The organism is Streptomyces neyagawaensis (assembly GCF_023516595.1).
GTDB lineage: Bacteria > Actinomycetota > Actinomycetes > Streptomycetales > Streptomycetaceae > Streptomyces > Streptomyces neyagawaensis.
Genome location: NZ_JAMGBG010000008.1, coordinates 70,598 through 88,318, shown reverse-complemented (window position 1 = coordinate 88,318; position 17,721 = coordinate 70,598). Strand labels below are relative to the sequence as shown.

Here is a 17,721-nt window from a genome sequence, read left to right as displayed (position 1 = left end):
GCCCACTCCGCTGCCGTACCGCATGAACGTTCGCCTGTGGTGGAAGACCTGACTCCGTCGGGTGAACCGACCACGACCGGACGAAGGGAGCCGCGTACGTGATCCGCAGCGCACGGGTCGTCGTCATAGGCGGCGGTGTCATCGGCACGAGCATCGCCTACCATCTCGCCGCCGCAGGAGTGGACGACGTCGTCCTCGTCGAACGGGACGAACTCGCCTCCGGCTCCACCGCCCGGGCCGCCGGCGGCGTACGCGCACAGTTCTCCGACGAACTGAACATCCAGCTCGGTGCCCGCAGCCTGGAGGCGTTCGGCCGGTTCGGACAGGACCTGGGCCACGACATCGGGCTCCACCGCGTCGGCTACCTCTTCCTGCTGTCGACGCCCGACGAGGTCGCCCAGTTCGAGGCCGGCGTACAGCTGCAGAACGACCTGGGTGTGCCCAGCCGCATGATCGACCCCGCCGAGGCCCAGCGGCTCTCCCCGCTGATCAGCACCGACGGGCTGCTCGCCGCCGCGTTCTCGCCCGACGACGGGCACTGCACCCCCGAGTCCGTGGTCCACGGCTACGCCGCGGGCGCCCGCCGCCACGGCGCGACCGTCCTGCGCAACTGCGAGGTCCTCGGCATCGAGACCTGGCGGGACACCATCACCGCCGTGGTCACCGGCAAGGGCCGCATCGTCACCGACACCGTGGTGTGCGCGGCCGGCGCCTGGTCCCGCTCCGTCGGCGCCATGGTCGGCGTGGACCTCCCGGTGGAGCCGCTGCGCCGCCAGATCGCGGTCACCGAACCAGTGCCGGGCCTGCCGCCCGACCTGCCCATGACGATCGACTTCACCAGCAGCCTCTACTTCCACAGCGAGGGCCCCGGCCTCCTCGTCGGCATGTCCGACCCCGACGAACGGCCCGGCTTCGCCACCGACACCCACGACCGCTGGATCCCCCGCCTCTACGCGGCCATGGAACACCGGGCGCCCGCCCTGCTCGACCTGCGCCGCACGGGCGGCTGGGCCGGCCTGTACGAGATCACACCGGACCACAACGCCCTGATCGGCGAGGCCGGTTCATGCTCCCGCTTCCTCTACGCGACCGGTTTCTCCGGCCACGGGTTCCTCCAGGGCCCGGCGGTCGGCGAGGTGGTCCGCGACCTGTACCTCGGCCGCGTACCCTTCGTCGACATCAGCCCCTTGAGCGTCGACCGCTTCACGGCCGACGCGTTGCGCCCGGAGGCCAACCTCGTATGACCGATCGCCACTTGTGGCTCCGCCACGAGACCCGTACCACCGAACGCCGCACCCCGATCGTCCCGTCCGACGCCCGGCGGCTCGTCGAGAGCGGCGTACGGATCACCGTCGAGGACTCCCCGCAGCGGATCTTCCCGACGGAGGCGTACGAGGAGGCGGGCTGCGAGGTCACCGAGCCCGGCCGCTGGCCGTCGGCGCCGTCGAACGCCGTGATCGTCGGGCTGAAGGAACTCCCCGACGAGCCCGCCGAACTCACCCACCGGCACATCTTCTTCGGGCACGCCTACAAGGGCCAGCCCGGCGCCGAGGCGCTGCTGCGCAGGTTCGCCGCCGGGGGCGGGGCGCTGCTGGACCTGGAGTACCTGGTGGACGACCAGGGCCGCCGCCTTGCCGCGTTCGGCTTCTGGGCCGGCTACCTCGGCGCGGCCCTGGCGGTCCTGCACCACCGGGGTGGCCTGGAGACGCCGCTGGTACCCATGGCCAAGGAGGAGATGGAGGCCCGGCTGCGCGCCTCCGAGGGCGACCTCACCGCGCTGGTGATCGGCGCCCTGGGCCGCAGCGGGAGCGGTGCGCGAGCCGCGCTCGACGAGGCCGGCGTCGAGCCCACCTGCTGGGACGTGGCCGAGACCCGTGACCTCGACAGGGGCGCCCTGCTCGCCCACGACCTGATGGTCAACACCGTCCTGACGACGAGCCCGGTGCCGCCGTTCCTCACGGACAAGGACCTCGACGAACCGGACCGCCGACTGCGCACCCTCGCCGACGTCACCGTCGACGTCGGCTCACCCATGAACGTCCTGCCGGTCTACGACACCACCACCGACTGGGACCACCCGGTCCGCCGCCTGCGCGAGCACCCACCCCTCGACCTGATCGCGATCGACAACCTGCCCTCCCTGCTGCCCCGCGAGGCGAGCACCGACTTCTCCGCCGCGCTGCTGCCGCAGCTGCTGGACTTCCGGACCGGCGGCGCGTGGGGCCGCTGCCTCGACCGGTTCCGCCGCGCGTCCCATGAACTCGGCCTGACTACAAGGGAGTTGCCGGATGACTGATGGCGCGGTCCCCGCGAGCGGCACCGTCCACTGGGTCGGTGCCGGCCTCTCCACGGGCAGCGGCCTGGCGAAGCTGTGCGGCACCGCCGCCCGGGTACGGCTGTGGCACCGCACCGAGGAGCGCGCCGAGGGGGCCCTGACCGCCCTCGGCCTCGCGGGCCGCGCCGAGCCCCGCGCGTACACACGCGCGGGGCTCGCGGCCGAGCTGGCCCCGGGTGACGTGGTCGTCTCGATGCTCCCGGCCCCGGAGCACGCGCCGCTGCTCGGGGCGTGCGTCGAGGCGCGGGCGCACTTCGCCTGCTCCAGCTATGTCTCCGACCCGGTCCTGGAACTGGCGCCGGCGGCCGGGGCGGCGGGCGTCACCGTCCTCACCGAGGCGGGCCTCGACCCCGGCATCGACCACCTCTTCGCCCACAGCCTGATCGCCCGGGCGACCGCCGCGATCGGGCCCGACACGGCCGCCTCGTACACCCTGACCTCGTACTGCGGCGGCGTCCCGGCCGTACCGAACGACTTCCGATACCGCTTCAGCTGGGCGCCCGCCGGTGTCCTGAACGCCCTGCGCGCACCGGCCCGCTACATCGAGGACGGTACGGAGACGACGGTCGAGCGCCCCTGGCGGGCGACCCGCCCGTACGTCGTCGACGGTGCCGTCGACGGCACCGTCGACGGTGATGTCGGCGGTGATGTCAAAGGCGAGACCTTCGAGGCCTACCCCAACCGCGACAGCGTGTCGTTCCTCGCCCAGTACGGCCTCCCGCCGGCCTGGAAACCGCGCACCTTCGTCCGCGGCACGCTGCGCCTCGACGGCTGGCTCACCGCGTGGGCCCCGGTCTTCGCGGAACTCGAACGGGACGACGACCGGCGCATCGCCGCGCTGGCCGGTGAGCTGGCCGCGCGGCACCCGATGACGGAGACCGACCGGGACCGCGTCGTCCTGGCCGTCACCCTCGACGTCGACGCCGGCTCCGGTGACCGCTGGTCGGGCCGCTACCTCCTCGACCTGACCGGCACGGCGGAGGAGAGCGCCATGGCCCGCTGCGTCTCCCGCCCCCTGGCCCTCGGCGTCACCCACATCCTCGACGGCTCCCTGCCCCCGGGCCTCCTCCGCGCGGCGGAGACGGCGGAACGCTCGGAGAAGTGGCTCACGGAACTGGCCGAGGACGGGGTGGAGTTCGCGTTGCGGGTGGAGAACTGAGGGGGTGGGGGCGGTGTCATGGCCGCCCCCGGTGGGTGGATCAGGCGGTTTCCCGCGCCGAGTAACCGCTGTGCATCACGACGGTTGTCGGGATGCACGTGAGCGTTGCGATTGCGATTACTCCCAGTGCAGACAGCGCGATGAGTGCTGCCCTGTGCGTGCTTCTCAAGGCGTACCTCTCAGAGCATGAATCGCTCAGTTGTGCCACGCCGGAACGGTTGTTCGCGACGTGCCCGAAGCTTAGTGAATCATGCTCGGTGACGCCCGGGTGATCGCAGAATCGTTGATCTTGTAGCCGGTCACAGACGCAATCGATCAAACTCGATCACTCTCGTGCGGATGCGATCCAACTCTTCCTCGGCCCCCGCCTCCTCCTCCGCCGCCTGGAGCCGCCGCGCCGCTTCGATCGCGGCCGTCAGATGGCGGACCGCGGCGGCTGACCGGCCGCGTTCGAACTCGCAGACGCCGAGGGCGCGCCGGGCCTGGACCTCCTCCAGTGCCGCCCCGATGTCCCTGGCCAGCGTCAGGGCCCGCCGGAGGTGGTCCGCCGCGCGGTCGACGTCGGACAGGGCCCGGTGGGCGAGCCCCAGCCGGGTGAGGGTGATCGCCTCGTTCTTCTGCGCGCCCATCCGGCGGAAGACGGGCAGGGCCTCCCGGCACAGGGCGACCGCCGCCGGGGCCTTGCCCGTGAGCAGGTGGATCTCGGCGAGGTTGATCTGGAGGATCGCCCTGTCCGAGGGGCTCCCCGTGCGCTCCGCGATCCGCAGTGAGCGCTCCAACGTCCGTCGGGCGCGCTCCGGGTCGCCGGTGCGCAGGAACAGATTGCCGAGGTTGTTGAGCGTCTTGGCCAGCATGCGCTCGTCGCCCGTGGCCTCGAAACCCTCGATCGCGTCCTGGAACCAGGACAGCGCGTCCGCGTGCTCGGACAGGTAGAGCAGGCAGATGGCGATGTTGTTCTGGCATCGGGCCACGCGCCACCGGTCCCCGGCGGGCGCGCACAGCGTCAGGGACTCCCGCTGGAACTCCAGGGCCTCGGGAAAGCGGCCCATGTGCCAGTGCAGCACCCCCAGTTCACGGAGCGCCTCGGCCTGGGCGTCCTCGTCGCCGACGGTCCGCGCACAGGTCAGGGCCTCCCTCGCCGTCCGGTCCGCCTCCGGGAACCGCCCGGTCGCCGTGTACGCCGCGCACAGGTCGAGCAGGGCCCGGCACCACTCCTTGCGGCGCCCCGCACCGCGCCAGTACCCGGCGGCCGCGCCGTGCAGCCGTACCGCGTCGGTCCAGTAGCACTCGCCGTCCAGGAACCCCGCCAGGACATGGCTGAGGAGGGCTGCCCGGGCCGACGACCCGTGGCTCCGCAGCCGCTGTTCGGCGCTCAGCAGGTTCTGTCGCTCGGTGGTGAACCAGGTGAGGGCCTCGGCGGCGGTGCGGGGCACGGGCAGGTGTGCGGACCGGGCGGCGGGGGCCGGGTCGGGTAGGTCCAGACGGATACGGCGGGGGTACAGCAGCCGGTCGCAGTGGTCCGCCGTGCGGAGGTAGTGCTCCAGCAGTCGGTCGCGGGCCGCTTCGCGCCGCTCGTCGGTGTCCTGGGCGCCGCACAGCAGATGCGCGTACTCGCCGAGCAGGTCGTGGAAGCGGAAGCGGTTCGGGACCGGTTCCTGGAGGACGTGGCACTGCAGGAGCGACTCCAGGAGGCGTTCCGTCTCGTCGAGAGGCCGGCCGAGGAGCGCGGCGGCCGCCTGCGGGCCGAACTCGGGGCCCGGATGGAGGCTGAGCAGGCGGAAGGCGGACTGCTCGGCGGGGGAGAGGGTCTGGTAGGAGACCTCGAAGGCGCGGGCGATCTCGGAGTAGCCGTCGCGGATCTGGGCGAGGCGGTCGGTGGTCCGCGACAGCAGGCCCCGCAGCACGGAGAGGTCCCACGAGGGGTGTGCGCTCAGCCGGTTGGCGGCGATCTCGATGGCGAGCGGAAGATGGCCGCAGAGCCGGACGATCTCCTCCAACTCCTCCCGCTCCTTCCGCCCTTCTCGCTCCTCCCGCTCCCTCCGCCCTTCCTGCTCATCCAGTTCCTCCCGCTGACCGGCCCTGCCCGGGGGCCGTGGACCGTCGAGGCCGGCGCACTCGCGGAACAGTGCGACTGCGTCGGCCGTGGGCAGCACGTCCAAGGCCAGGGAGCGTCCCCGCGGCAATCCCACCAGCCGGCGGCGGCTGGTGATGAGGACGAAGCACTCCGTCGCGCCGGGCAGCAGGGGGCGTACCTGCTCCGGGCCCGCCGCGTCGTCGAGGATGATCAGGGCACGGCGGTGGCCGAGGGCCTGGCGCCACAGCGCGGCGCGTTCCTCGACGTCGGCGGGGATGGACTGCGGCGGCACCTCCAGAAGGCGCAGGAGCGTGGCGAGCGCGGCCCCGGAGGTGAGGGGCTCCTGGCCCTGGGCGTGGGCGCGGAGATTCACGTAGAGGCAGCCGTCGGGGAAGCGGCCGGTGAACTCGTGGGCCGCGCGGATCGCCAGCGCGGACTTGCCGACGCCCGCCATCCCGGAGATGGACTCCAGGGTGACGACCGCGCCGTCACGCGAGGCTGTGTCGATCGCGGAGCGGATCCGTTCCATCTCGGCGCGGCGGCCCACGAGGGGGCCCTGCCGGGGGAGATGGTCGGGCACGCGCTGCGGCCGGACGGCGGCCGGTGACGTGGGCCGTGGCTCGGCGGGCCGTCGGACGAGGTCGTGCGGCGGGCCCCCGGCGAGGATGTGCCGGTGGACGCGGACCAGTTCCTCGCCCGGGTCCGTGCCGAACTCGGTGCGCAGGATCCGCCGCACCCGCTGGTAGAGGTGCAGGGCCTCGGCCTGCCGGCCGCCGCCGTAGTACGCGACCATCAACTGGCCCGCGAGGGCCTCGTCGCCACGGTACTCGTCGACCAGCGGGGACAGCTCGCCCGCCGTCTCGGCGAAGCGGCCCAGTCGCAGCTCCACCGCGACGCGCGCGCCGACCACGGCACGTCTCTTCTCCGCGAGAGCGGTCCGGACCCGCCGGGCCCACAGGCCGGGCAGGCCGGCCAGCGGCTCCGTCCATAGGCTCTCGGCCTCCCGGAACAGCACCGCCGCACGGGTGTCGTCCCCCTCGGCGGCCACCGTTCCCGCGCGGTCGGCGAGACGGAGGAAGCGGTGCCAGTCGACCGTCTCGGGGGCGGCGACCAGGGTGTAGGTGTGGGTGCGATGCGTGATCGCCGGGGCGCTCGGGCCCGGCGCCGCCTCCCGGATCGCCCGGCGGAGCCGGGAGACATAGGTGTGGACGTTCTCCCGGGCGCGCCCCGGAGGATCGTCCCAGAGCCGGTCGACGAGAGAGTCCAGCGGCACCGGACGGCCGACGTCCAGGGCCAGGGCAGCCAGGACCGACGCCTCCTTGCCGGAACCGAGACCGAGCCGGCCGTCCTGGACACCGAGGCCGACGGGGCCGAGAACATGGATCTCCACCAGCGTTCCTCTCGCCGGTACACCCGTTCAAGGACCGCGCAGACTGCACAGAATGACACCTCGTCACCTGGGAAACCAGACACGCCTCGAACTGTCGGCCGGATCCTTGTCCTTTATCCGGGAGCGGTGGCGGGTAGGGCACCTTCGATGCATGTACGCGGCATCCGTCGGTGCCCGTCGCGGGCTCGGATTCGACCACGGGGGCGGACAGGATGAGCGGCGGCACGGGCGGACTCGGCGGCCTTCCCGGACGCGGTGAACGCGGTCCGGACGGTGGCGCGGCCACCATCGGCAACCACATCGGCGGGGACGCGCGGGTGCACGGAGTCGTCGTCCAGGCCGACGAGGTGCACGGAGGCATCCACACCCATCTGCCGCCCCCGGCCCCATCGACGCCCGTACCCCGCCAGCTTCCCCCCGCGGTGCCCCACTTCACCGACCGGGAGGGCGACCTCGCCGCGCTGGAGCGGCTGTCGCCGCGCCGGACCGGGCTGGTCGTCGTGACGGGGCCCGCCGGGGTGGGGAAGACCTCCCTGGTCACCCGGTGGCTGCGCCGGATCGGCGGTGACTTCCCCGACGGGCAGTTCTACGCCGATCTACGGGGCCACGACCTCGCCGACGCGGCGGCGCCCGGCGAGATCCTCGGCCGGTTCCTCCGCGCCCTGTACCCCGGCCCGGTGCCCGCCGACACCGCCGAACAGAGCGCGCTGTGGCGTTCGGTCACCTCCGGGCTGCGGCTCGCCGTCCTCCTCGACAACGCCTGCACCGCGGCCCAGGCCCGGCCGCTGCTGCCCGGCTCGGACCGCTGCCTCGTCGTCGTCACCGGCCGCCGCCGGCTGACCGGGCTCGGCATCGACGGCGCCGCCTTCCACACCGTCGAGGTCATGCCGCCCGAGGCGGCCGAGGAACTGCTGATCAGAGGAGTCGGCCGGGAACGGGTCGCCGACGACCCGGCCGCCGCCCGTGCGGTGGTCAGCCTCTGCGCGGGGCTGCCCCTGGCGGTGTGCGTGGCCGCCGCCCGGCTCGCCTCCCGCCCCAGACAGCCGCTCCGCGCGCTGGCCGAGGCGCTCGCCCGCCCCGGTGACCGACTGGCCGTGCTGGCCGTGGAAGGAGAGACCGCGGTGCGAGGCGCACTCGACGAGTCCTACCGGGCCCTGCCCGCCCCGGCGGCCCGGCTCTACCGGCTGCTGGGGCTGCTGCCCACCCCCGAGCTGGACGGACGGCTCGCCGCGGCCACCGGTGACCTGACCCTCGACGAGGCGGACGGACTGCTCGACGTGCTCGTCGAGTCCCACCTCCTCCAGGACCTCGGCGAGGACCGCTACCGCTTCCACGACCTCGTCCGTCTCCACGCCCGCCAGCAGGCCGCCGGCTACGAGCACGACGAGGCACTGCGCAGGGCCGGCGACTGGTACCTGGCGACCACCACCCGCGCCGAACAGCTCATCACTCCGGCGCAGTTCACCCTGGAGCGGGCCGACGAGCACTGGCCCGACCTCGAACCACCCTTCGACGACGAGACCGGTGCGCTGGCCTGGCTCGACCGTCACCGGACCAACCTGATGGCCGTGCTGCGCGCCGCCGCCGAACGCCGCTGGTCCACGCTCACCTGGCAGCTCGTCGACGCCATGTGGCCCCTCTTCCTGCGCCTGCGCTTCTACGACCTGTGGATCGAGGCCCACGAACTGGGACTCGCCGCCGCCCGCCACGCCGGACACGCCGAGGCCGAGCGCCAGATGCTCAACTCCGGCGCCATCGGCCTGAGCGCCGCGGGCCGCGTCGACGAGGCGATCACCTGGTACGCCGCCTCACGGGAGGCGGCCCGTGCCGCCGGCGACCACCGGGACGAGGGCCAGGCACTCCTCGGCCTCGGCGTGGCCCACTTCCGGTCGGGACGGCTCACCGAGGCCGTGCCCCCGGTGGAGCAGGCCATCGCCCTGTGGGAGGGAGCAGGCTACCCGCGCGGTACGGGACTGGCCCGGATCGTGCTGGGCGAGATCGCCCTCGCGGCGGGCGAACTGCCCCCGGCGGTCTTCCACTTGGAGCAGGCATACGCGATCCTCACCGCGGTGGACGACCCGCACGAGGCCGCGCGGGCGCTGGCCTTCCTGGGGCGGGCGCGGGCCCGGTCCGGGGAACGGGCCGCCGGCATCCGGCAACTGCGCAGCGCGCTGCGGACGTTCGAGCGGCTGGGCGCTCCGCACTGGCAGGCCCGGACCCTGGAGATGCTGGGCCGGTGCGCCGAGGACGCGGGCGACACCGATGCCGCCCGCGACCACTACCTACGGGCGCTGCCGCTGACCGCGACGGTCAGCGCCGACGACGAGCGCCGGGTCACGGCACTCCTCGACGCCCTGCCACGGCCGTGAAGGGGTACGCCCGACCGCCAGCCATCGCCCACCCGCCAGCGGCAGCACCACCAGCACACAGCCGGGGTGGGCCGCCAGCAGACCCGTGGCCTCGCCGGCGGCTCCGGCCGCGTTCGGCCTCGGCCGGAGCCCGAAGAGGACGTCCGCGAGGTCCCGCCGGGGCGCGGGGCCGTCCACGTCGACGCAGTGACCGTCGGTGAACCATGCGGCCAGGATCGCGGCGAGTCCTCCGGCCGGCACCGTCACGCGGGCACCTCCCGGCCGGCGGACGGCCAGATCAAGGACGCGTCGGGCAGCGGGAGCGGTCCGCCCAGCGGAGCGTGCGCGGGCTGCCCCAGACCCAGCAGCCGGTACAGCAACGCCCGCATATTGCGGTGGAAACGCCCCGGCTCGGAAGTGATGCGCGCCGCGACCGCCTCGTATGCGGGCCTGCGGTACTCGGCCGCCGCGTAGGCGAACTGCCCGGCGAGCGGGTGGAACGGGGAGAGAGCCGGGGCCAGCAGCGCCAGTTCGGCCGCGGGCGAGTCCGGGTTGGTCTCGTCGTCCGCCGTGCCGGTCAGCAGGATCGGCGCCTCGGTCAGGGTGCCGTACAGGGTGACCGAGCCGTGGTCGCCGACGATGAGGTCGGCGGCGCACAGCACCGGCCGCCAGTCCATGTCGGGGGGTACGACGCCGAGGCCCCGTTCCGTCCAGGAGGCCAGCCAGGCGCGGACCTGACGCGCACCATGGCCGGACCACACATTGGGGTGGACGAGGACGACGACGCGGTGGAGGTCGTCGCGGAGTTCGTGGACCAGCCGGGGCAGGAGGCTCTCGAAGCGGGCGAACGAGGACTCGGGCCCCCACGTCGAGGTCACCGCGATCAGCCGCCGTCCCGCGTGGAGGCCGAGCGCCCGGCGGTAGGCGTCCCGCCGGGGCAGGCTCGCGACGATCCGGTCGTGCGCGGGGTCGCCCACCACCTGAGCGACGGGCAGGGCCTCCGGGCACGAGCCGGCCAGGGCGGCACGGTCGTCCTCATGGGCCAGGACCACCGCGGCCGGCGGGCGCCCGCCGGGCAGCAGGTCCTCCCGGCGCAGACCGAAGACCGGCGAGCCCGCCGCGGCGGCGAAACGCTTGAGGAAGCAGGCCCCGTGCGGCAGCAGCACCACCGGGGCACGCACCCCGTCCATGGCGCGCGGGCCCGCCGCGACGGCGAGGTCGAACGAGGCGCGCGTCGCCTCCTCCCAGGGCAGCACCGCGCCGCCCGACCCGCGCAGGTAGCGGACCGTGCCGTCACTCAGCTCGTGCGGCGGCACGGTGAACACGACCTGCACGCGGAAGTCCGACTCCAGCAGCGCGACCACGTCGAGCAGACGCTTGACGTAGGTGACGGTGTGGGCGACCACCAGGACGGTTCTGCGCCCGGTCAGTGTGAGCCACTGCCGGGCCGGAGTCCCCGCAAGCGCCGGGAGGTCCGAGGAACGAGCGGGCGTACCGAATGCCGACATGACATCCCCCGTGTCGTACAGCCGATTGGATACCCGGCCTCTTCCCGCACGACTGGACGGAGCCCTTGCCCGTTCCTTGCAGAAACCTTGCCCGCCGGGTCAGTCCAGCACGGCCTCGTGGACCAGTCGTTTCAGGTCCGGGTATACCGAGAACGACGAGCGGCGTCGTACCTGGGTCATGAACTGGACGGTCAGGTCCCGGCGGGGGTCCACCCAGAAGATCGTGGTGGCGGCGCCGGTCCAGCCGAAGGTGCCGAGGGAGGAGGGGCTCTCGGTGACCTCGGGGTCGATGACGACGGAGACGCCGAGGCCGAAGCCGACGCCCACGTTCCCCGGCTGCCGGTGGAAGCCACTGCCGTAGGTGTGGATGTCGACGCCGCCCGGCAGCTGGTTGGAGGCCATCATGTCGACGGACTCGGGAGTCAGCAGACGGACCCCGTCGAGTTCGCCGCGGCGGCGCAGGAACTCCGCGAAGCGGTGGTAGTCGCGGGCGGTGGCGACCATGCCGCCGCTGCCGGACAGGAAGCGGGGCCGGCCGTGCAGGGGCAGCCCCGGCACCGGGGCGATCGAGCCGTCCTCCTGCTCGCCGTACAGCTGGGCCAGCCGCCCGGCCTGCTCGGGGGAGACCTGGAAACCCGCGTCGGTCATCCCCAGCGGGCCGAGGATCCGCTCGGCGAAGAACGCGTCGAGGGACTGCCCCGACACCACCTCGACGATCCGGCCGAGGACGTTGCTGGCGACGGAGTAGTTCCACTGCGTGCCCGGCTCGAACTGCAGGGGCAGACGCGCGTACTCCGCGCAGGTCTGGGCGAGGTCGGCGCCCGGCCGGACCGAGTGCTCCAAGCCCGCGTCCCGATAGAGCGCGTCCACCGGGTGGTCGTAGTAGAAGCCGAACGTCAGGCCCGAGGTGTGGGTCATCAGATGCCGGACGAGGATCGGCTGCCGCGCCGGACGGGTCCGGATCCCGGCGCCCTCACCGGACTCGTACACCCGGGGCTCGGCGAACTCCGGCAGATGGCGGGAGACCGGGTCCGTGAGGGACAGCAGCCCCTCCTCGACCAGTATCAGCGCGGCCACCGACGTGACCGGCTTGGTCATCGAGTAGACCCGCCACAATGTGTCGGTCTCGACGGGCAGCCCCGCGTCCACGTCGCGCCGGCCGTACGTCGTGAGGTGGGCGACGCGGCCGTGCCGGGCGACGGAGAGCAGATAGCCGGGGAGCCGGCCGTCGTCGACCTGGCGGCCCAGGTACTCGTCGAGGCGGGCCAGGGTCTTCGGGTCGAGGCCGGCCTCGCGCGGCTCGCTCTGTCGGCGCAGTCGTTCCATGGTGCTTCTCCTCCGGTGGCCCGGTCACGGCTCACAGTCGTCCTTGCCTTCATCGTTCCGTACTGATCGCGATCCATCCCTCGGAGCACGGGCGGGTCGGGGCATTCGTCCGGCAAGTGGCGCACCCAGCGCCGACACCCCGGCCAGCAGCCAGAACGCGGGCCCCGCGGCGAGCGGCAGCAGCGTCGCGGCGGCCGCCACGCCGAGCGTCGGCCCGATGTTCATCGCCGTCTGCTGGAGGCCGCCCACCACCCCCGCCGCCTCCGGCGGAGCGTCCCGTACGACCACCGCGGTGGCCGTCACCATCATCGCGCCGAACCCGGCGCCCAGGAGCAGGAAGCCACCGCCGATCACCGCCGTCGGGGAGCCGGGCCGCACCGCCGACAGCACCAGCACCCCGGCGGTGAGCAGCAGGGTCCCGGTCAGGGCCGTCGGGCGGGCGCCCCACCGGCGCAGCAGCACCGCCGAGAGCGGTGCGCCGAGGATCATCATGACGCCGCCGGGCAGCGCGACGAGGCTGGTGCGCAGCGGGTCCATGCCGAGCACGTCCTGGAGCAGGTGGCTGCCGACGAACAGCGCGCCCATCATCGCCGCCGACGCGGTCACCAGCACCCCGAGGGCCGCGCCCGCCGTCGCCGAGCCGAGCACGGCGGGCGGCAACAGCGGATCGGGCGCCCGCCGTTCATGCCGTACGAGGGCAGCGCCGGCGGCGCCGGCCACGAGCAGGCCGAGCACACCGGTCACCGTCCAGCCGTGCCCCGGGATCCCGACCAGGGTGTGCACGAGCGCAGCGAGCGCCACGGCGAGCAGGGCCGCGCCACGGGTGTCGAGGCCGCCGACGGGCGCGCCGCGGGCCGCCCGCGGAGCGCGGACCGCGAGGGCCAGCAGGCCCATGACCAGCGCCGGTATCACGTTCAGGAAGAACACCGCGCGCCAGCCCAGCTCCGTCACCAGCACGCCGCCCACCAGCGGGCCGGCCGCGGCGGCCACCCCGATGGCGCTGGTCCGCAGCGCCACGGGCATGCCCAGCCGGTCGGGCGGGAACGCGGCCCGCAGCATCCCGAGCGTGGCCGGCTGCAGCAGCGCCCCGAACACCCCCTGGACGACCCGCAGCGCGATCACCCATCCCACACCGGGCGCGAGGCCGATGCCCGCCGAGGCGGCGCCGAACCCCAACACGCCCCAGGCGAAGACCCGTTGGTGCCCGAACCGGTCACCGAGTCGCCCCGCGAAGACCAGCAGGCTCGCCACCGTGATCAGATAGGCGGTGCTGGTCCACTGCACCTCGGCGAAGGAGGCGTCCAGGTCCCGGCGCAGGGTGGGCTGGGCGATCGTCAGCACGGTTCCGTCGAGGGCGACGATCACCGCGCCGAGCACGCTGTTCGCGAGCGTCAGCCGGCGGTACGGCACCGACACGGCCGGCCGTTCGTCCGCGCCGGCCTCCCGGGTGACCGCGCTCATCGGTCCTCACGCCCGAGGTGCGCGTCGAGGGCAGCGTCGAGCAGGGGCGTGAAGTCGTCCTTCCCCGTGGTGAGTTGGAGGCTGCCCCAGGCCCACAGCTGGGCGATGCCGTACAGGTTCGCCAGGAGCGCCCCGGCGACGAGCCGGGCGTCGACGTCCGGCCGGGCCCGGCCGACGAGGTCCACGAGTAGTCCGAACACCGGGAGGCTGGCGTCGCGCAGCCCCAACGTGTTGCTCTCCAGCAGATCATGACGGAACATCAGCTCGTGCATGCCCCGGTGGGTGAGCGCGAAGTCGAGGTACACCCGGCCCAGCGTCGCCACCTGCCGCCGGGGGCTCTCCGTGCCGTCGCCGAGGGCCGCGGCGCCCCTGGCCGCGAGGTCCTCGAAGCCCCGGCGCGCGATCGCCGACAGCAGCTCCAGATGCGTCGGGAAGTACCGGCGCGGCGCCCCGTGGGACACCCCCGCCCGCCGTGCGATCTCCCGCAACGACAGCGCCTGCACACCCTCGGTCGTCACCAACTCGACCCCGACATCCACGAGCCGGGTCCTGAGACCGGCGTTCCGCTCACTCATGGACACTGTCTACCGCACGGGCGTAGACAGTGTCTACCAGTTGCGTGCGGCGTATCGGGGAATCACGGGCCACCGTCGGCACGTTGACCTGTCATGACCCCGGACACATCTGACACGGACGCCGTACAGAACGCCCTGCTCGGCCTGGTCTCCACAGTCGACGGCGGCGTGCTGGTCACCCTCAAGGCGGACGGCCGCCCCCAGCTCTCGAACGTCAACCACGCCTATTACCCCGACGAGCGGACGATCCGGGTGTCGATCACCGACGGACGCGCCAAGACCCGCAACATGCGCCGCGACCCCCGCGTCTCGTACCACGTGACCAGCGCCGACCGCTGGGCCTACACGGTCGCCGAGGGCACGGCCGACCTCACGCCGGTGGCCGAGGATCCCTACGACGAGACCGTCGAGGAACTGGTCAGGCTGTACCGGGACGTGCTGGGCGAGCACCCCGACTGGGACGACTACCGCGCGGCGATGGTCCGCGACCGCAGGCTCGTGCTGCGGCTGCGCGTGGAACGGGCATACGGCATCCCCAAACGCTGAGGTGTCATCCGGCGGCCCCGTCGACCTTGTCGAGCACGCACAGGTCCCCGTTGTCGGGGTCGCCGATGAACATCCACAGGACGGCCTTCTCGGGCGTCCCCCGCGCCTCGTACTCCGTCCACACCTCGCTCGGCGTGAAGGTGAGGCGGACCTCCGACATGGGTCTGTCGGTCTCGAACTCCTCCGACTCGCGGTGCTCCCAGATGCCGGTGCCGGGGTCCGGTGCCCTGCTGGGGGCGAGGTCGTCGCCCTTGAAGTCGCCGCACACCCCGTCCGAGGTGAACGTCCCGTCCTCGCGCAGCACCAGCCGCCCGCCGGAGTCGTCCCGCCAGGTGCCGACGACCTGCTCGTCGCGCAGGGCGAGCGCCTCGCCGTCCGGTATCGGGAGCGGACTCAGCGCCCGGCCCAGGAGCATCAGGGTGACGGCCCCGACGACCAGCAGGACGGGGGCCACCAGCAGGCACCCCACCCCGGCCGCCAGGCCGATCAGCACACCCTTGCGGGACTTCTCTCTCCGCATCCCCACCCCCGGCCGGCCCCGCGTGATCGCGGCGCCGGCGTCATCATCCCTCCGACCTGCGCGGACCTCCGCGGCGGGGTGGCCGCCCGCGGTGCGGCGACCGTCCGGGTGCCCGAAGGGGGGAGGGGGCGCACGGCAGGGCCCCGAACACCACCGGTGCTCGGGGCCCGTGATCGGGGACGGGGAGGTCAGGCCGCGACGCGCTCCCGGTCGTTCGCCGGGTCGGTCGCGCGGACGCCGAGGAGTTCGGTCGGGACCTTGTGGGTCTCGCGGGCGGTGAGGGCCGCGAGCACCGGCGGCACGCACAGCGCCGCGGTGAACAGCGCCACCGCGAACCAGTCGTCCCCGTCGGGCCCGGCGATCTGCGCGGCGAAGGTGACGGCGAAACCGGCGACCGCGAAGCCGATCTGGGTGCCGATGGCCATGCCGGACAGCCGGACCTTCGTGGAGAACATCTCGCCGTAGAAGGAGGGCCAGATGCCGTTCGCGGCGCTGTAGACGACACCGAAGGTGACGATGCCGAGGACGAGGACCAGCGGATACGCGCCGGTGGAGACCGCCCACAGGTAGACGAACATCATCACCGCGCTGCCGGCCGCGCCGATCAGGAACACCGGGCGGCGGCCGACGCGGTCGGAGAGCGTGGCCCACAGCGGGATCGCGGCGAGCGCGACCAGGTTGGCCAGCGCGCCCACCCACAGCATCGAGGAACGCGACAGACCGACCGACTCGCTCGTGCCGTACGCCAGCGCCCACACGGTGAAGATCGTCGAGACCGAGGCGACCATGGCGCCCGCGATCACCCGCAGCACATCCGCCCAGTGCTCACGCATCAGCACGGCGAGCGGGAGCTTCGCGACACCCTCGGAGGCGGTCTGCTGCCGGGTGAACGCGGGGGTCTCGTTCAGCGTGCGGCGGATGACGTAGCCCGCGACGGCGACCGCGATGCTCATCCAGAACGGGACGCGCCAACCCCAGGACAGCAGCTGGTCCTCGGGGAGCGCGGCGATCGGGATGAAGACCAGGGTCGCGAGCAGCTGGCCGCCCTGGGTGCCGCTCAGGGTGAAGCTGGTGAAGAAGCCGCGCCGGTCCTCCGGTGCGTGTTCCAGCGTCATGGAGTTGGCGCTGGCCTGCTCACCCGCCGCCGAGATGCCCTGGAGGACACGGCAGAGCACCAGCAGGACCGGGGCGAGGGTGCCGACCTGGTCACGGGTGGGCAGGCAGCCGATGAGGAACGTCGACAGACCCATCAGGATCAGTGTGAAGACCATGATCTTCTTGCGGCCCAGCCGGTCACCGAAGTGGCCGAGGAAGAGCGCGCCGATCGGCCGCGCCGCGTAGGCGACACCGAAGGTGGCCAGGGACAGCAGGGTCGCGGTCGCCGGGTCGGACTCGTCGAAGAAGACCGTCGGGAAGATCAGGGCGGCGGCGCTGCCGTAGATGAAGAAGTCGTAGTACTCCAGGGCGCTGCCGATCCAGGCGGCCGTGGCGGCCTTCCTGGGCTGACCGGGAGGTGCGGCGGGGACGGACACGGCGTGCTCCTTCGAGGGATCTCCCCCATGGGAGGGAGTGAAGCGGAGGAAGGCTAGGCAGGGCAAGACATGCCTGGGCAGAGCAGGGCGGTGCGAGACGTGGGGGAGGGGGCCGGGTCCCCGGGGGTGCTGGGGCGGCCGTGCCGGGTGCTACCCGGGTAATTAACGCACTGGATAGTTAGTAGCGGTTGGCTACGGATGTTGCGCCCACGTTTCCCGGGTGTCAAGGGGTGGCGTCGAACGAACCTCCCGGCCCCGGAGCGGGTGGGGGCGCCGTCGTCAGTCCGCCGCGCGGTCCGCCGTCAGATATGCGATCACCATGTCGCCGAGCATCTTGCGGTAGTGCTCGCGCAGGTCGGGGGCGACCAGGTCGCGGCCGAAGAGGGCTCCGAAGGTGTGCCGGTTGGAGACCCGGAAGAAGCAGAAGGAGCTGATCATCGCGTGCAGGTCGACGGCGTCGACATCGGCCGTGAACAGGCCGGACCGCTGCCCCGACTCCAGGATGCGGCGGATCACGTCCAGCGCCGGCGAGCCGATCCTGCCCAGCTTCTCGGAGGCGGCGATGTGCTCGGCCTCGTGGATGTTCTCGATGCTGACCAGGCGGATGAAGTCCGGGTGCCGTTCGTGGTGGTCAAAGGTGACCTCGGCCAGGCGCCGGATGGCGGCGACCGGGTCCAGGTGCTCGACGTCCAGCTCCTGCTCCGCCTGCCGGATCACGGAGTACGCCCGCTCCAGCACGGCCGTGAACAACTGCTCCTTGCCGCCGAAGTAGTAGTAGATCATCCGCTTGGTGGTGCGGGTGCGGGCGGCGATCTCGTCGACCCGGGCCCCCGCGAAACCGGAGCGGGCGAACTCCTTGGTCGCGACGTCGAGGATCTCGGCCTTGGTGCGGGCCGCGTCACGGATGCGCCCGTTCGGTCGTGCCGGTTCTTCGACGCTGGTCATCG

14 protein-coding genes are annotated in these 17,721 nt (G+C 73.0%); 5 read left to right on the top strand and 9 right to left on the bottom strand.

Annotated elements, in window-relative coordinates:
* Window positions 1-98 precede the first annotated feature (98 nt).
* The 3 genes from M8J73_RS04785 to M8J73_RS04775 are packed head-to-tail and all read left to right on the top strand — an operon-like array spanning window position 99 to window position 3,494.
* Window positions 99-1,244: an NAD(P)/FAD-dependent oxidoreductase gene (locus M8J73_RS04785; RefSeq protein WP_055543098.1), complete on the top strand. Its 1,146-nt coding sequence runs from the start codon at window positions 99-101 to the stop codon at window positions 1,242-1,244.
* Window positions 1,241-2,296 (top strand): saccharopine dehydrogenase, encoded by a 1,056-nt coding sequence (locus tag M8J73_RS04780; RefSeq protein WP_055543097.1) that lies wholly within the window; start codon window positions 1,241-1,243, stop codon window positions 2,294-2,296. The genes M8J73_RS04785 and M8J73_RS04780 overlap by 4 nt, the downstream gene beginning before the upstream one ends.
* The gene (locus M8J73_RS04775) at window positions 2,289-3,494 is read left to right on the top strand and encodes a saccharopine dehydrogenase family protein (RefSeq protein ID WP_055543096.1); all 1,206 of its coding nucleotides are present in this window, start codon (window positions 2,289-2,291) and stop codon (window positions 3,492-3,494) included. The genes M8J73_RS04780 and M8J73_RS04775 overlap by 8 nt, the downstream gene beginning before the upstream one ends.
* Window positions 3,495-3,793: 299 nt before the next feature.
* On the opposite strand, the gene M8J73_RS04765 is transcribed toward M8J73_RS04775, so the two are convergent.
* On the bottom strand, window positions 3,794-6,958 hold the full coding sequence (locus M8J73_RS04765; protein WP_274757590.1) for an AfsR/SARP family transcriptional regulator: 3,165 nt from the start codon (window positions 6,956-6,958) through the stop codon (window positions 3,794-3,796).
* Between the two features lie 212 nt (window positions 6,959-7,170).
* Between M8J73_RS04765 and M8J73_RS04760 the strand changes: the two genes are divergently transcribed.
* Entirely contained in the window at window positions 7,171-9,327 is a 2,157-nt protein-coding gene (locus M8J73_RS04760; RefSeq protein ID WP_249828283.1) for an ATP-binding protein, read from the top strand.
* Here the strand turns inward: M8J73_RS04760 and M8J73_RS04755 are convergent.
* The 5 genes from M8J73_RS04755 to M8J73_RS04735 all read right to left on the bottom strand — a co-directional run bounded on the left by M8J73_RS04755 (window position 9,241) and on the right by M8J73_RS04735 (window position 14,176).
* Window positions 9,241-9,573: a hypothetical protein gene (locus M8J73_RS04755; protein ID WP_055542886.1), complete on the bottom strand. Its 333-nt coding sequence runs from the start codon at window positions 9,571-9,573 to the stop codon at window positions 9,241-9,243. The genes M8J73_RS04760 and M8J73_RS04755 overlap by 87 nt on opposite strands.
* Window positions 9,570-10,814, bottom strand: coding sequence for a hypothetical protein (locus M8J73_RS04750; protein ID WP_206188065.1), 1,245 nt, complete (start codon window positions 10,812-10,814; stop codon window positions 9,570-9,572). Before M8J73_RS04750 ends, M8J73_RS04755 begins: the two co-directional genes overlap by 4 nt.
* A 99-nt stretch (window positions 10,815-10,913) precedes the next feature.
* Window positions 10,914-12,140, bottom strand: a complete 1,227-nt coding sequence (locus M8J73_RS04745; protein WP_055542885.1) for a serine hydrolase domain-containing protein — start codon at window positions 12,138-12,140, stop codon at window positions 10,914-10,916.
* Window positions 12,141-12,164: 24 nt separating this feature from the next.
* Window positions 12,165-13,601 carry an MFS transporter gene (locus M8J73_RS04740; protein ID WP_249828282.1) on the bottom strand — a complete coding sequence of 479 codons (1,437 nt, stop codon included), beginning with the start codon at window positions 13,599-13,601 and terminating at the stop codon, window positions 12,165-12,167.
* Window positions 13,598-14,176 carry a TetR/AcrR family transcriptional regulator gene (locus M8J73_RS04735; RefSeq protein ID WP_249828281.1) on the bottom strand — a complete coding sequence of 193 codons (579 nt, stop codon included), beginning with the start codon at window positions 14,174-14,176 and terminating at the stop codon, window positions 13,598-13,600. The genes M8J73_RS04740 and M8J73_RS04735 overlap by 4 nt, the downstream gene beginning before the upstream one ends.
* A gap of 93 nt (window positions 14,177-14,269) precedes the next feature.
* On the opposite strand from M8J73_RS04735, the gene M8J73_RS04730 reads away from it, so the two are divergent.
* A complete protein-coding gene (locus M8J73_RS04730) occupies window positions 14,270-14,722 on the top strand; it encodes a TIGR03618 family F420-dependent PPOX class oxidoreductase (RefSeq protein ID WP_055542869.1) in 453 nt (150 codons plus the stop codon).
* Window positions 14,723-14,726: 4 nt separating this feature from the next.
* Here the strand turns inward: M8J73_RS04730 and M8J73_RS04725 are convergent, their stop codons facing one another.
* The 3 genes from M8J73_RS04725 to M8J73_RS04715 all read right to left on the bottom strand — a co-directional run bounded on the left by M8J73_RS04725 (window position 14,727) and on the right by M8J73_RS04715 (window position 17,719).
* Window positions 14,727-15,242 (bottom strand): hypothetical protein, encoded by a 516-nt coding sequence (locus M8J73_RS04725; RefSeq protein ID WP_249828280.1) that lies wholly within the window; start codon window positions 15,240-15,242, stop codon window positions 14,727-14,729.
* Window positions 15,243-15,430: 188 nt separating this feature from the next.
* A complete protein-coding gene (locus M8J73_RS04720) occupies window positions 15,431-16,774 on the bottom strand; it encodes an MFS transporter (RefSeq protein ID WP_249828279.1) in 1,344 nt (447 codons plus the stop codon).
* A gap of 279 nt (window positions 16,775-17,053) precedes the next feature.
* Complete coding sequence (locus M8J73_RS04715; RefSeq protein WP_099966263.1) at window positions 17,054-17,719, bottom strand: TetR/AcrR family transcriptional regulator; 666 nt, start codon at window positions 17,717-17,719, stop codon at window positions 17,054-17,056.
* Window positions 17,720-17,721: the final 2 nt, after the last annotated feature.